Below are 11970 nucleotides of genomic sequence, written 5' to 3'. Positions count from 1 at the left end.
TTTTATTCTTCGCCAAGATAATCTCTGGGGTTTTGATAAATGCCGTTCAGCTGAATTTCGTAATGGCAATGGATACCGCTGGACATGCCGGTGGTACCTGTGGTGCCGATGATATCGCCCCGTTTGACTTTATCGCCGACAGTTACGTTCAGTTCGGTGCAGTGAGCATATAATGTTGTGAAACCATTATAATGGTCGATGACCACATAATAGCCGAATTCATCATGATAAGTGGCTGTTGTAACAGTGCCTGCGGCAGTTGCATAAATGGGGATGATCTGGCTTTGTGTGGAGATATCTATTCCATAATGCTTTCTGCCATCGCTGATAGAAGGATCGGCTTCGGGGTTGAATTCTGTAGAAACGATTCTGCTTTCCACAGGCCAGCCGAGGGGAATATTGTTTTGCGCAGCTAATGCGTAGGTTACTTCATCTGCAACTGCTGTGAAAGAAATTCCTGTTTCATCCATCATGGAGTTGATTTTATCCAGCTGGGCGGAAAGGGTAGACGCCTTATTGTAAGATGTGCTGACAATATTTGTAAAAGTAGGCGTCACATCAGAAGTTTCCAAGGCAGTTGTTACGGCTGCCAGAGCGGCGGAAGAGGAATCAGAAGCGTTCATATTGCTGATCTGATTATAAAGGTCTTCCTTTACTGTCTCGATCTCATTCATCTTCTGTTCCAGTTCTGTTGTTTTATTCTGGAGTGCATCAATATTCTCAGTATATTCGTTATTTTCATTCTGCAGCAATTCTGCCCGCTGTTCCAGCTTGCGGTTTTCACGTTCTGTTTCCATCAGCTGTTCTTCGGAGACCTGCAGGTCTGTTTTTGTTTTCTGATATGCACCAACAGAGAGAACTGTACCGCTTACCAAAACCACTGCCGCCGCACAAATGGCTGCAGCATGGCGGATGCGGAAATGCAATGTTTTCTGCTGGCCTTTATGGGAAATATGAAGCGTCAGGAAGTGCTTCTGTTGTTCATGATTTTGATTTTCGCTTTCACTCATAAGGGGTATCTCTCACCTTTCTGTTTTTTTGTCCAGAATGTATTATAATGGAAGGAAACGGGTTTGTAAACTAAAATTTCATTAAAAATTTAAAAATTGTAACAATTCGTTAATAATTTGGAGAGTAGACTTTATATATGTAATTGTGCTATACTATAACATACGCAAAATACCATGCGTAAGGAAGGGGATTTTTCATGAACCCGAAGGTAAAAACAGGCATCAGCGCAGCCCAAACAGGGCTGAAAGCAGTGAAAATTGGCAAAAAAGCGCTGAACCTGAAAAAGAAACTGCCCGGTGAAAAGAAAAAAGCAACACAGAAGGCCCTGGAAAAATCTGCGAAAAAAGCAGCGAAACAGGAGCAGAAAACGGAAAAGAAGCAGAGCTGCAGGCAGCGGAACCGCAGGGCTTTGAAAAATACCAAAGGTATCGGGCGGATAGCTTTGGCGATCTGGAACAGATATTTTTAAAACTAATTTATCATTGATGAGGAGGATGCCGCCAAATGGATGAACTGGAAAAGAAAGACGAACTGGAAAAAGAACAAGAACTGGAGACGGAGGAAACAGAATCCGTTTCTGAAACAATAGAAGAGGAACCTCAGCCCGCAGGGGAAGAGACTATAGCGGAAGAGGAGCCTGCCGAAGGGGAAGCGGCTGCGGAGGAAGAGCAGAAAACTGAGGATGCTGCAGCAGAAGAAACGGAAACGGCAGAAGAGGCGGCGGAACCGGCTGTGATTTCCGCGGAAGAGAAGAAAGAGGAAAAAGAAGGCAGCCATATCATTGGCATCATCATTGGTCTGGCTGCGTTTATCGCAATTTTGGTATATTGCTGGATGCTGCCCGGCGGCGGCACTGTGCAGGATACAGGTGTGCTGTATGCCAAGGATAATGATCTGTATTTCTATGATTTGAAAAATGACCCTTACCTGCTGCAGGAAAGCATCAGCGACGGCGGTTCTTATCACTATTTCTATACTGCATGGGGTGCAGGCTGCACGGAAGAAGGCCATTGGGCTTATTTCCTTGATGATATTGATGAAACAGGCGGATTCAACCTGTACCGCAAGGATACAAAGGATGCGTCTGCGGAAGCAGAATTGATCGACAATGACGTTTATGATTATATGTCCAGCAAAAACGGTGAAGTGGTCGCCTATCTGAAAGGAAAGGACGAAGCCATGGAACTGTGTACGTTTGATGGGACAGAGGTGCAGACCATTCAGGATGGCATTCATCTGGAAAATCAGGTTTATGCTCTCAGCGGTGACGGCAAATATTTGGCCTTTATGGATGCCTATGGTATGCTGAATGCAACTGTGGTGGGGGAAGGCGATGCAGTACCCCTGACAGATGGGGCAGAAACATATTCCCTGGCGGAAGAAACTGGTATTCTGTATTTTGTAGCAAAGGGAACAGAAGGCTATAATATTTACAGCTATGCTTTTGATGGAAACGAACCTGCGCTGGTGGCGGAAGATATTTCTTCCATGGAAATGATGCCCAACGGAAAAGATCTGCTGTACTGCAAAGCACCCAAGGAATCGGTTCTCTACAGTGATATCATTGTGGACGATATGGCGGAATCCGATGCGGCGCTGACAGAAGCGGACGGGGAGGCTTATGAAAAGAAACTGCAGAGAGATACTATCCGGGAAGCCATTGCCAATGGAGAAGGTTTTGAGCCTCTGCTGCAGGAATGTTATGTGCTGACAGGCGGCAAGAGCGTGCTGGTGGCAAATGATGTGGTTTCTGCCATTGCGGTGGAAAACGACAGACCTTATGTGATCGGCTATAAAGCAAAAGAATTTACGCCCCTCAGACTGTCCGTAATCGATGGCGGTCTGGATATGGTAGAATATATTTATTACATGTCTCTGTCTTACGGCGGGGTGGAAACATTCCTGACGGATACAGCAGGCAATCTGGAAGCCCTGACCGGCTACAGCGTGCAGCCGGATAGCCTGAAGCTTTCCAAGGATGGCAGAAAGGCAGCCTACCTGACAAGTGACCCCAATACGGGGGGCAATATCCTGATGGAAATGGAAATCGGCAAGGCAGCGGAAGCCAGCGCAGTGGCAATGGATGTGGAAAACTTTGCTTTTGTGGGCGGCAATCTGTTCTATTATTATGATTATGCCAATGGCGAAGGTACACTGGCTATGGCAGGCGGTGAAACAACGATTGCAGGTGCCTGCGGCGTACAGTATGCCGATGATGCTGTATATTATATTGCCGATGCAGACAGTACCACAGGCAATGGTCAGCTAAGATATTGGAATGGCACAAAAGAAACAGTCATTGGTGAAAATGCCTTTGCGTTCCAGTATAAAGGCAACGGAAAACTGGCTTATATCAGCGGCTATGATGTAAACGAAGGACTGGGCGATCTGTATTATTATAATGGAAAAGAACCCCGTTTACTGGATACAGATGTAACAGCACTCTTTATTTATTGAGGATGATAGGATGAACGAGAAAATCGAAACATATGACCCCAGGGGAACGGAAGCCCTGGGGGAAAAAATGGGGCGGGAGGCCAAGGCGGGGCAAATCTTTTGCCTAAGCGGTGATCTGGGCGTCGGCAAGACGGTTTTTACCAAGGGCTTTGCTAAGGGGTTGGAGATTGCTGAACATGTGACCAGCCCTACCTTTGCCATCGTAAATGAATATGAAGGCAGACTTCCCTTGTACCATTTTGATGTGTACCGCATTTCTTGTGAAGAAGAGATGGAGGACACGGGGTATGAAGAATATTTCTATGGGGAAGGTGTTTGTCTGGTGGAATGGGCGGAATTGGTGAAAGAACTGATTCCCGAAGATGCCATCTGGATCACCATGGAAAAAGATTATACCAAGGATGACGATTACCGCTGTATCACCATCAGACAGGAGGGATGAGGGAATGAAGATTTTGGGGATCGACACCACAGGGCAGACAGCCAGTGCTGCTCTGGTGGAGGATGAGAAACTGATTGCGGAATTTACATTGAATTATAAGCTGACCCATAGCCAGACCATCATGCCCATGATTGCGGATATCATAGAACGAACGGAAACGGATAAGGCGACCATCGATTGCATCGCCTGTGCATCGGGCCCCGGTTCCTTTACAGGCTTAAGAATCGGCGCTGCTACGGCAAAGGGCCTTGCGCTGGCGCTGGACAAGCCTCTGGTTGCCGTTCCCACATTGGATGCATTGGCATATAATATCTTTGAAACAAACAAATTTATTTGCCCGATCATGGATGCCAGAAGGAACCAGGTCTATGCTGCTTTTTATATGTGGGAGGACGGCAAGCTGATCCGCCTGACAGACCATATGGCAGATTCTATTGAATGTATCATTGAAGTTGCGGAGATGTTCGAAAGTGAAGTTATTTTTCTGGGGGACGGTGTGCCTGTTCACAAGAAAAGACTGGCGCAGAATCCTGATTTTCTTTTTGCCCCGGCTTACTGCAACATGCAGCGAGGGGCGACAGTGGCAGCTTTGGGGCGCATTCTGGCGGAGGAAGGCATGGCAAAGCCCAGTGACCAGTTCGAACTGATTTATTTGAGAAAATCCCAGGCGGAAAGAGAACGGGAAGAACGCCTGGCGAAGGAGGAGCAGGGACAATGATCGAAATCGTTCCCATGACGGAAGAACACATTGATGGCGTGCTGGAGCTGGAAGAAGCAACTTTTTCCATTCCCTGGACCCGCGCCGATTTTGAAAGAGAAGTCAAAGAAAATGCCATGGCCATCTATTACGTGGCTGTGATGGATGGGAAGATCGTTGGCTATGCCGGTATGTGGCATGTTATCACAGAAGGGCATATCACCAATGTGGGCGTATTGGAAGAGGTACGGGGCAAAGGCATTGGCAGTATGCTGATGGAAAAGCTCATTGAAGTGGCTTTGGAAAAAGAAATGATTGGTATTACCCTAGAGGTACGCATGGGCAATGCCCCCGCACAGGCATTGTATCATAAATACGGCTTCAAGGCAGAGGGAATCCGGAAAAATTATTATCCCGATACCAAGGAAGATGCTATCATTATGTGGAAATATTTCCCTTTCTATGAAAATTATGAAGAAACATTGAAAGATTAATAAATTAGGTTCAAACGAGGGGCGCTGAGATGTTTTATGGCATTTCAGCGTTTTCTGTAAAGGAGATGAAAAAATTGGTGAAACCTTTTGAATTGGAGTATACACAGCTGAAAAAAGACTGTTTTCCTCAGGAACTGCATTTTCAGACCACTGCCGAATTGACGCCCCTGGAAGGGGTCATCGGGCAGGACAGGGCGGTCAAAGCTTTTGATTTTGGTCTGGCGGTGAAGATGAAGGGGTACAACATTTATATGGCGGGGCCTTCCGGTACAGGCAAGACCACATACGCCCGCAGCAGCACGGAAAAACTGGCGGAGACAGAGGAAGTACCCTATGACTGGTGTTATGTATATAATTTCCAGAACCCCAGAAGCCCCCTTGCTCTGCGCTTTGAAGCAGGGATGGGCAAGCAGTTTAAGGAGGATATGGCGGAGTTGGTGCAGTTGTTTAAAACAGAGCTGCAGAAGGCTTTCCGCACCGATGATTATGAAGCCCAGAAGAACGCCCTGCTCCGTTCTTTTGATGAAAAACGGGATGCCCTTATGGATGAAATGAGCAAAATGGCGGCGGAATATGATTTTCAGGTGAAAACCACAAATGCCGGTATTTTCTTTATGCCTGTGGTAGATGGGAAGCCCGTGGGGGAAGAGGATTATGATGACCTTTCCGAAGAAGCAAAAGAGGCTGTTGAGAAAAATTCTCAAATGGTGCAGGAAAAGGCCGGTACCATCATGCGGGATTTGCGGGATCTGGATAAGGAATCCAAACGACAGATGGATCAGCTGGATTATAAGACAGGGATGTTTGCCATTGGCCATCATGTGAATGCGGTGCAGGAAAAATATCAGGCTTATGAGAGAGTCATTTCCTATATCAATGATGTGCAGGAGGATGTGCTGGAGAATATAGATCAGTTCTTTGATGAGGAGGATGATGGCGAAGAGGGGCTGGCATCTCTGCTGCCGATGCTGGGGAAAAAACCGGCGGAGGATGTGACTCTGAAATATAAGGTCAACCTGATCGTAGACCATAGTAAGAGCAAAGGCGCCCCTGTGGTGGTTACTTTCAATCCCACTTATAATAATCTGGTGGGGGAAGTGGAATACGATAGTGAATTTGGTAATCTGACAACAGATTTCATGAAAATCAAAGGCGGCCTGTTCCATAAGGCCAACGGCGGCTATCTGATCGTGCAGGCCCAGGATATTTTATCTACACCCCAGGCATGGGAAGCCTTGCGCCGGGTCATCAAGACAAAAGAAATTATGATGGATTCTATCCGCGAACAGATGGGGGCAGTGGTGGCGCCTACCCTGAAGCCGGAGCCTATCCCTGCGAAAATCAAGGTTATTATGATCGGCAGTGGCTATTATTATGATGTGCTGAACAATTATGATGAAGAATTTGATAAATTCTTTAAAATTCGGGCGGATTTCGATTATGAAATGCCCCGTACCAATGAAAATATTCAGAAAATCGCCCAGTTTATTAAGCGTTTTGTGGACAGGGAAAAGAGTATGGAATTTGATGTCAGTGCCGTTTGTGCCATCGTGGAATATTCTTCCCGTACGGCGGAACGGCAGGATAAGCTTTCCACCCGTTTCAACCATTTGGCGGAAATCCTTTGTGAAGCAGTCACATGGGCGAAGCTGGAAGGGGCGGAACTGGTGACGGCGGAGCATATCAAAAAGACCATCTACGAAAAAGAACAGCGAATGAAGCTGTATGAAGAAAAGCTGGATGAGATGCTGGAAGAAAACGTGATTATGATTGATACGGAGGGGGCAGAGGTCGGCCAGATCAACGGCTTGGCAGTTCTGGATATGGGCAGCTATTCCTTTGGCAATCCTTCCCGTATCACAGCTACCACCTATGTAGGCAAATCCGGCATTGTCAATATCGAAAAAGAGGCGCGCATGAGCGGCCAGACCCACGATAAAGGGGTACAGATCATCACCGGTTTCCTGGGGCAGACTTATGCTCAGAATTTCCCTTTGTCCTTAAGCTGCCGTGTCTGCTTTGAGCAGAATTATAACGGCATTGATGGGGACAGTGCCTCCAGCACGGAGCTGTACTGCATCCTGTCCTCCCTTTCCGAACTGCCGATCCGTCAGGATCTGGCGGTGACTGGTTCTGTGAATCAGAAGGGGGAAATTCAGGCCATCGGCGGGGTAACCCATAAAATTGAGGGTTTCTTCGACCTTTGTAAAAAGCGGGGACTGACAGGCACCCAAGGGGTTATCATTCCTGTTTCCAATGTGAAGGATCTGGTGCTGAAGGATGAAGTGGTGGAAGCGGTCAAAGAAGGCGTGTTCCATATCTATCCCATTTCCCATATCGATGAGGGGATTGAGCTGTTGATGGGCACCCCTGCGGGGAAGAAAAATAAGGCGGGCAATTTCCCTGTGGGCAGCGTTCATGGCAGGGTCATGAAAAAATTGAAAGCCTTTGATAAGAGAGCCCAAGGGCAGGAAGATTAAATTAGAAGAAGATTAGAAAAGGGCGTTTATTGGGAACAATAAACGTTCTTTTTTCGACTAAAAATTAAGATTTTCTTTCAAAATGGAAAAGAATCTTTTCATTCCGACAAAATTTGTTATACTAATAGATTGAGACGGTATGTGTCGAAGACATTTTACATGAATAGAAAAAAAGCAGGAGGAAAACACGAATGAGAAGTAAGTGGAAACGGCTCCTGCTGACAACGATAGCCGTGGGGATGCTTTCATCCGTCACGGCTTATGCAGCCAATGTCAGCATGAACCTATTTTATAACGGGAAAAATCACGCATACAATGCCAAAGAGATCGTTGTGCAGATCGATGGGAAGAAAATGACCCCAAAGGATATGCCGGCAGTAGCCATCGATGGCAGGACCATGCTGCCCATGCGGCAGATTGCCCAGGAACTGGGCTGTGAAGTGACATGGAACGAAGCGGCGCAGCAGGTGTATGTGGTGAATGATGACTATACGCTGGTATTTGAGATCAATAAGACCACAGGCGTGAAAAATGGGAAAGAATTTACCATGGACGTGCCTCCCATGATCATCAACGACAGAACCATGCTGCCTGTTCGGGCTTTGGCAACGGCATTGGATCTGAATATCACATGGGATGACCCCAGCCGCACGGTTTCCATTGATACAAAGGAGCAAACGACAACGCCGACCACACCTACTACACCTTCTACACCGACGACGCCAACGATCAATTATGTTACGCTGAACAAGGTGGAGGTTCCTGCCAGCAAAACAGCCGGACAGACCTTTACTATCCAGGCCAATGGGGCAATTCCTTCCTATAAAGAAACCATTGTAGCAGATAATAAAATCGTGCTGGATTTCTATGGGGCGAAGAGCGGCTTGGCAAGCAATATCACCACAACAAACAGCGCAATCGTTTCCGCAGTGCGAACGGCACAGCATACGGCGGAAGATGGCACGATCTATACCCGGGTGGTGCTGGATCTGAATGGAAAGAAGCAGTATGAAGTAACCCAGAGCGCAGATAAAACAAAGGTTTTTGTGACATTTGACAAAGTGACGGTAGATAAGATCTCTACAAGGCATAACAGCAATACAGACAGGGATATTGTAGAGATTGAAGGGGATGGCACATTGGGCGCCAGTGTATTCACTTTGGCAAATCCCAACCGCATTGTGATCGATATTCCTAATGCGATTTCTGAGCTGGACAGCACTTTGGATGTGGATGCATTGGACTTTGTAACAGCGGGCAGAGCGGCCATGTTCAATGAAACCACCCTGCGGATCGTATTTGAAGTAGGTGACCTGACGGAATACAGCTACACCACAGACAGCGACAGCATGACATTGCAGATCTATCGTTCTACGATGAAAAATATGTCTTATGATGCAAACAAAGATGTGCTTTACTTGCAGAAGTTAGAGAATATCCAGACCGGCAGCGTAAAATTCAATGACTATTATTTAAACGGATATTTTGAAGTGGTACTGCCGGGGGATTATGAGGATATTTATGGGTATGGCACCTATGATATCGGCGATGACGTGATTGAAAGCATCCAGATTTCTACCAGTGGCGGAAAGACTACCCTGCGCTTCAACCAGAACCGCATCAGCTGCTACAGTATCCAGGATGACGGAGACAGATATATCATTTCTATCAAAAATCCGCAGGATGTGTATAATAAAGTGCTTTTGCTGGATGCAGGCCATGGGGGCAGCGATCCCGGCGCCAGCGGCAATGGTATCACCGAAAAGACCATGAACCTGATCATCATGCAGAAGGTGGCAAAGGAATTGGAAGGCAGCGGCATCAAGGTTTATGTGACCAGAGACAGCGATGTTTACCCTTCCAACACCAGCAGAGCCCAGACGGCCAATGCCATTGCCGATGCGATGGTTTCTATCCACATGAATTCCGGCTCTGCAACGGCAAATGGGACAGAAGTGCTGTATCAGGTACATTCTAACGACACAGGCTCCCGCTTGACCAGCCAGAAACTGGCAGAGCTGATTCAGAGCAGTATCGTACAGGCCACAGGGAATAATAACCGTGGTACGAAACTCCGTACAGACCTGCTGATCCTGAATGGAACCACTGTACCCGCAGTTATTGTGGAAACGGTATTTATCAGCAATCCCGGGGATGCTCTGAAAATTTCTCAGGAAGCATATCAGAATACAGTGGCGAAAGCCATTGCGGATGCTATCGAAGAAGCTTTTACATATGGATTGAGATAAAAATAAAACCACGGCTTTGCCGTGGTTTTTCTATATATTCGGAAAGTTTTATGATATACTATCATTTAAGGAAATTTTTAAGGAGGAAAGAACATGGCGATCGATCGTTTTGACGGCAGAAAAACTGACGAACTGCGTCCGGTGAAGATCATCAGGGATTTTACCCGTTACGCAGAGGGTTCTGTTTTGATAGAATGGGGCAATACAAAGGTTCTGTGCAATGCTTCTGTGGAGGAAAGCGTACCACCCTTCAAGAAAGGCAGCGGCGAAGGCTGGGTAACGGCGGAATATTCCATGCTGCCCAGGGCAACAGCTACCAGAAATAAAAGAGACATCAATAAGCTGAAATTGAATCAGCGTTCTACAGAGATTCAGCGTCTCATCGGCAGAGCCTTGCGGGCGGCGGTGGATTTCACAGAGCTGGGGGAAAGAAGCATCACCGTGGACTGTGATGTGCTGCAGGCAGACGGCGGCACCAGAACAGCTTCCATTACCGGGGGCTTTGTGGCACTGGCCATGGCCTGCCAGAAGCTGCTGGAGGAGGGGCTGATTGAAAAAATGCCCCTGCACAGATATATTTCTGCCGTAAGCGTTGGCGTGGTAGATGGCGTGGCCATGACAGACCTTTGCTATGAAGAGGATTCTGCGGCGGAAGTGGATATGAATATCATTATGACCGATGAAGGCAATTTTGTTGAGGTACAGGGTACCGGTGAACATGGCACCTTTACCCAGGAACAGCTGATGGATTTGCTGGCACTGGGCAGAAAGGCGGCAGCGGAATTGAAAGAGATTCAAAAAGAGGCCCTGGACGGCTTGGAATTGGATTGAGGAGGAAAACGATGGAAACGATTCTTTTTGCAACAAAAAATAAGGGGAAAATCAAGGAGATCAATGCAATCCTGGCGGATATGGATGTAGAAGTCATTTCTATGGAAGATGCAGGTATTCATATCGATGTGGTGGAGGACGGAAAGACTTTTGAAGAAAATGCCATGAAAAAAGCAGTGCAGATCATGGAGGTTAGCGGAAAAATTACATTGAGCGATGATTCCGGTCTGGAAATCGACTATATGGATAAGGCTCCGGGCATTTATTCTGCCCGCTTTATGGGGGAGGATACCCCTTACCCTGAACGGTTCAAGGCTATTTTTGAAAAGCTGAAAGGCGTGCCGGAGGAGCAAAGAACGGCTCGATTCGTCAGCTGCATTGCGGCAGCTTTTCCCGACGGCAGAAGATTGGTCAGCTATGATACCGTAGAGGGCATCATTGGCTATGAAGCGAAGGGCGAAAATGGCTTTGGCTATGATCCGATTTTCTTTGTGCCGGAAAAGGGAAAATATATGGCAGAGTTTTCCCCGGAAGAAAAGAATGCCATCAGCCACAGGGGCAAGGCGCTGCGGAAAATGAAAGAAATGCTGAAAAAGGAACTGTGATTTTATGAAAATCTTAGTATTGAGCGATACCCATTCCTATCTGGACAATGCCAGAAATGTTTTGAAACGGATTGGCGGGAAAATGGATATGGTGTTCCATTTGGGCGATCATGATGCGGATGCCCTGGAATTGCAGAAGGAATTTCCCAATCTGCCTTTCCACTATGTGAAGGGAAACAATGATTATGGGATAGATACACCTTCCAAGAAGCTGGTGCGGGCCGGCGGGAAGGCGCTGCTGCTGACCCATGGGCATAAACAGAGGGTCCATTGGAATCCTGATACTATCTGCTATTGGGCGGAGGAACAGGGGGCGGATGTGGTGCTGTTTGGGCATACCCATATCCCTGTTTGGGATGCGGGCGGCAGAGTGGCTATGTTTAATCCCGGCAGCATTTCTTTGCCCAGGGGAGGTGGACTGCCTACTTTCGGTATTCTGACCATTGAAAACGGCAGAGCGGAAGGGGCTATTATGGAATATTGGAATGCTGAACAGTTTAAAAGAGTCAATTAAGGGAACAGCGGAGGGGAATATTCTCTCTCTGCTGTTCTTTTTCAAAAAAATCTGAAAAATTAGAAAAAACTGTTGACAAATCATAGGGGTTATGGCATAATATCTCTTGCGTTAATCATGAATCAGTAGCTCAGCTGGATAGAGCAACGGCCTTCTAAGCCGTGGGTCGGGGGTTCGAATCCCTCCTGGT

The 11970-nt window shown here is 47.0% G+C and carries 11 protein-coding genes; 10 read left to right on the top strand and 1 reads right to left on the bottom strand.

What is annotated here, in order from left to right; translation table 11 throughout:
* Positions 1 to 2 precede the first annotated feature (2 nt).
* The gene (locus ACI39P_RS06250; protein ID WP_439719812.1) at positions 3 to 1010 is read right to left on the bottom strand and encodes a peptidoglycan DD-metalloendopeptidase family protein; all 1008 of its coding nucleotides are present in this window, start codon (positions 1008 to 1010) and stop codon (positions 3 to 5) included.
* Between the two features lie 197 nt (positions 1011 to 1207).
* Between ACI39P_RS06250 and ACI39P_RS06245 the strand changes: the two genes are divergently transcribed.
* The 10 genes from ACI39P_RS06245 (at position 1208) to ACI39P_RS06200 (ending at position 11780) form a co-directional block, all read left to right on the top strand.
* Positions 1208 to 1480: a hypothetical protein gene (locus tag ACI39P_RS06245; protein WP_439719811.1), complete on the top strand. Its 273-nt coding sequence runs from the start codon at positions 1208 to 1210 to the stop codon at positions 1478 to 1480.
* 35 nt (positions 1481 to 1515) lie between these two features.
* Entirely contained in the window at positions 1516 to 3468 is a 1953-nt protein-coding gene (locus ACI39P_RS06240; RefSeq protein ID WP_439719810.1) for a hypothetical protein, read from the top strand.
* Positions 3469 to 3478: 10 nt separating this feature from the next.
* Entirely contained in the window at positions 3479 to 3910 is a 432-nt protein-coding gene (gene tsaE, locus ACI39P_RS06235) for a tRNA (adenosine(37)-N6)-threonylcarbamoyltransferase complex ATPase subunit type 1 TsaE (protein ID WP_439719809.1), read from the top strand.
* A gap of 4 nt (positions 3911 to 3914) precedes the next feature.
* On the top strand, positions 3915 to 4628 hold the full coding sequence (tsaB, locus tag ACI39P_RS06230; protein WP_439719808.1) for a tRNA (adenosine(37)-N6)-threonylcarbamoyltransferase complex dimerization subunit type 1 TsaB: 714 nt from the start codon (positions 3915 to 3917) through the stop codon (positions 4626 to 4628).
* Positions 4625 to 5101 carry a ribosomal protein S18-alanine N-acetyltransferase gene (gene rimI, locus ACI39P_RS06225; RefSeq protein WP_439719807.1) on the top strand — a complete coding sequence of 159 codons (477 nt, stop codon included), beginning with the start codon at positions 4625 to 4627 and terminating at the stop codon, positions 5099 to 5101. Before tsaB ends, rimI begins: the two co-directional genes overlap by 4 nt.
* Positions 5102 to 5178: 77 nt before the next feature.
* A complete protein-coding gene (locus tag ACI39P_RS06220; RefSeq protein ID WP_439719813.1) occupies positions 5179 to 7581 on the top strand; it encodes an AAA family ATPase in 2403 nt (800 codons plus the stop codon).
* Between the two features lie 191 nt (positions 7582 to 7772).
* The gene (locus ACI39P_RS06215) at positions 7773 to 9830 is read left to right on the top strand and encodes an N-acetylmuramoyl-L-alanine amidase (protein WP_439719806.1); all 2058 of its coding nucleotides are present in this window, start codon (positions 7773 to 7775) and stop codon (positions 9828 to 9830) included.
* Between the two features lie 93 nt (positions 9831 to 9923).
* The gene (rph, locus tag ACI39P_RS06210; protein WP_439719805.1) at positions 9924 to 10661 is read left to right on the top strand and encodes a ribonuclease PH; all 738 of its coding nucleotides are present in this window, start codon (positions 9924 to 9926) and stop codon (positions 10659 to 10661) included.
* An 11-nt stretch (positions 10662 to 10672) separates the two neighbouring features.
* Entirely contained in the window at positions 10673 to 11266 is a 594-nt protein-coding gene (locus ACI39P_RS06205) for an XTP/dITP diphosphatase (RefSeq protein WP_439719804.1), read from the top strand.
* 4 nt (positions 11267 to 11270) lie between these two features.
* Positions 11271 to 11780 (top strand): metallophosphoesterase, encoded by a 510-nt coding sequence (locus ACI39P_RS06200; protein ID WP_439719803.1) that lies wholly within the window; start codon positions 11271 to 11273, stop codon positions 11778 to 11780.
* The last annotated feature ends 190 nt before the right edge of the window (positions 11781 to 11970 follow it).

It is taken from the genome of Anaerotignum sp., assembly GCF_051877975.1.
In the GTDB taxonomy this organism is placed as follows: Bacteria; Bacillota; Clostridia; order Lachnospirales; family Anaerotignaceae; genus Anaerotignum_A.
The sequence above is the reverse complement of the archived record's forward strand: the minus strand, read 5'-3'. Positions and strand labels throughout refer to the sequence as shown.

Bases quoted from the DNA above. Each gene is read 5' to 3' on its own strand.
- rimI (WP_439719807.1), top strand. From the start codon at position 4,625: ATGATCGAAATCGTTCCCATGACGGAAGAACACATTGATGGCGTGCTG.
- ACI39P_RS06245 (WP_439719811.1), top strand. From the start codon at position 1,208: ATGAACCCGAAGGTAAAAACAGGCATCAGCGCAGCCCAAACAGGGCTG.
- ACI39P_RS06200 (WP_439719803.1), top strand. From the start codon at position 11,271: ATGAAAATCTTAGTATTGAGCGATACCCATTCCTATCTGGACAATGCC.
- ACI39P_RS06205 (WP_439719804.1), top strand. From the start codon at position 10,673: ATGGAAACGATTCTTTTTGCAACAAAAAATAAGGGGAAAATCAAGGAG.
- rph (WP_439719805.1), top strand. From the start codon at position 9,924: ATGGCGATCGATCGTTTTGACGGCAGAAAAACTGACGAACTGCGTCCG.
- ACI39P_RS06215 (WP_439719806.1), top strand. From the start codon at position 7,773: ATGAGAAGTAAGTGGAAACGGCTCCTGCTGACAACGATAGCCGTGGGG.
- ACI39P_RS06240 (WP_439719810.1), top strand. From the start codon at position 1,516: ATGGATGAACTGGAAAAGAAAGACGAACTGGAAAAAGAACAAGAACTG.
- tsaE (WP_439719809.1), top strand. From the start codon at position 3,479: ATGAACGAGAAAATCGAAACATATGACCCCAGGGGAACGGAAGCCCTG.
- tsaB (WP_439719808.1), top strand. From the start codon at position 3,915: ATGAAGATTTTGGGGATCGACACCACAGGGCAGACAGCCAGTGCTGCT.
- ACI39P_RS06250 (WP_439719812.1), bottom strand. From the start codon at position 1,010: ATGAGTGAAAGCGAAAATCAAAATCATGAACAACAGAAGCACTTCCTG.